The following is a 2,573-nucleotide window of genomic DNA, read 5'->3' as shown; positions in this document are numbered from 1 at the left end:
GTTCTTCCAGAACCGCACAGTGGATGCGTAGCGTCTTTGTAACAAGTCCTCGGCCTATTAGTACCAGTCAGCTCCAACCGTTACCGGTCTTCCACCTCTGGCCTATCAACCCAGTGGTCTAGCTGGGGGCCTTAACCCACGAAGGGTGGGATACCTCATCTTGGAACGAGCTTCCCGCTTAGATGCCTTCAGCGGTTATCCCTTCCGAACGTAGCCAACCAGCAATGCTCTTGGCAGAACAACTGGCACACCAGCGGTCCGTCCGTCCCGGTCCTCTCGTACTAGGGACAGCCTTCCTCAAGTATCCTACGCGCGCGGCGGATAGGGACCGAACTGTCTCACGACGTTCTAAACCCAGCTCGCGTACCGCTTTAATGGGCGAACAGCCCAACCCTTGGGACCTACTCCAGCCCCAGGATGCGACGAGCCGACATCGAGGTGCCAAACCATGCCGTCGATATGGACTCTTGGGCAAGATCAGCCTGTTATCCCCGGGGTACCTTTTATCCGTTGAGCGACCACGCTTCCACAAGCCATGGCCGGATCACTAGTTCCGACTTTCGTCCCTGCTCGACCCGTCAGTCTCACAGTCAAGCTCCCTTGTGCACTTGCACTCAACACCTGATTGCCAACCAGGCTGAGGGAACCTTTGAGCGCCTCCGTTACTCTTTGGGAGGCAACCGCCCCAGTTAAACTACCCACCAGGCACTGTCCCTGATCCGGATCACGGACCGAGGTTAGACATCCAATACGACCAGAGTGGTATTTCAACGATGACTCCACAACCACTGGCGTGGCCGCTTCACAGTCTCCCACCTATCCTACACAAGCCGAATCGAACACCAATACCAAGCTATAGTAAAGGTCCCGGGGTCTTTCCGTCCTGCCGCGCGTAACGAGCATCTTTACTCGTAATGCAATTTCGCCGGGCCTGCGGTTGAGACAGTCGAGAAGTCGTTACGCCATTCGTGCAGGTCGGAACTTACCCGACAAGGAATTTCGCTACCTTAGGATGGTTATAGTTACCACCGCCGTTTACTGGCGCTTAAGTTCTCAGCTTCGCCCCGAAGGACTAACCGGTCCCCTTAACGTTCCAGCACCGGGCAGGCGTCAGTCCATATACATCGTCTTGCGACTTCGCATGGACCTGTGTTTTTAGTAAACAGTCGCTTCTCGCTGGTCTCTGCGGCCGTCTCGCCCTAGCCTGCAAGAGGCTTCAAGCGCTACGGCCCCCCTTCTCCCGAAGTTACGGGGGCATTTTGCCGAGTTCCTTAACCACAGTTCGCCCGATCGCCTCGGTATTCTCTACCTGACCACCTGTGTCGGTTTGGGGTACGGGCCGCGTGAAAGCTCGCTAGAGGCTTTTCTCGGCAGCATGGGATCACTCTACTTCGCCTCAATCGGCTACGCATCACGTCTCAGGCTATATGACTGGCGGATTTGCCTACCAGTCGCCCTACACGCTTGCACCAGTACTACCACTCACTGGCGGAGCTACCCTCCTGCGTCACCCCATCGCTTGACTACTACAAGTTCAGGTCCCGCGCTCCACAGACCCCATAGTCCCGAAGGATTTCTGGAGGTGCTTCGGGCGGTTAGTATCACAAGGTTCATCATGGGCGCGTTCACACGGGTACGGGAATATCAACCCGTTGTCCATCGACTACGCCTGTCGGCCTCGCCTTAGGTCCCGACTTACCCTGGGCGGATTAGCCTGGCCCAGGAACCCTTGGTCATCCGGCGGACGAGTTTCTCACTCGTCTTTCGCTACTCATGCCTGCATTCTCACTCGCATAGCGTCCACGGCTGGATTACTCCGCCGCTTCAACCGCTACACGACGCTCCCCTACCCATCCAGACTAGGTCTGAATGACACAGCTTCGGTGGTGTGCTTAAGCCCCGCTACATTGTCGGCGCAGGACCACTTGACCAGTGAGCTATTACGCACTCTTTAAAGGGTGGCTGCTTCTAAGCCAACCTCCTGGCTGTCTGTGCGACCCCACATCCTTTCCCACTTAGCACACACTTAGGGACCTTAGCTGGCGTTCTGGGCTGTTTCCCTCTCGACTACGAAGCTTATCCCCCGCAGTCTCACTGCCGCGCTCTCACTCATCGGTATTCGGAGTTTGGTTGATTTCGGTAAGCTTGTAGGCCCCCTAGACCATCCAGTGCTCTACCCCCGATGAGAAACACACGACGCTGCACCTAAATGCATTTCGGGGAGAACCAGCTATCACGGTGTTTGATTGGCCTTTCACCCCTAACCACAGCTCATCCCCCAGGTTTTCAACCCTGGTGGGTTCGGGCCTCCACGCGGTCTTACCCGCGCTTCACCCTGGCCATGGCTAGATCACACCGCTTCGGGTCTAGACCACGCGACTCAAGCGCCCTATTCAGACTCGCTTTCGCTACGGCTACCCCACACGGGTTAACCTCGCCACGTAGCACTAACTCGCAGGCTCATTCTTCAAAAGGCACGCCGTCACCCCTAAAGGCTCCGACGGATTGTAGGCACACGGTTTCAGGTACTATTTCACTCCCCTCCCGGGGTACTTTTCATCTTTCCCTCACGG

1 rRNA gene (cut by a window edge) is annotated in these 2,573 nt (G+C 56.6%); it reads right to left on the bottom strand.

The features are described from left to right. Window positions 1-37 precede the first annotated feature (37 nt). Window positions 38-2,573: ribosomal RNA gene (locus B0F77_RS39340) — 23S ribosomal RNA — on the bottom strand; it runs 546 nt beyond the window's last position.

Source organism: Lentzea kentuckyensis, from assembly GCF_002150765.1.
In the GTDB taxonomy this organism is placed as follows: domain Bacteria; phylum Actinomycetota; class Actinomycetes; order Mycobacteriales; family Pseudonocardiaceae; genus Lentzea; species Lentzea kentuckyensis.
Note: the sequence above shows the minus strand (reverse complement) of the source record. Positions and strands in the feature narration are given on the sequence as shown.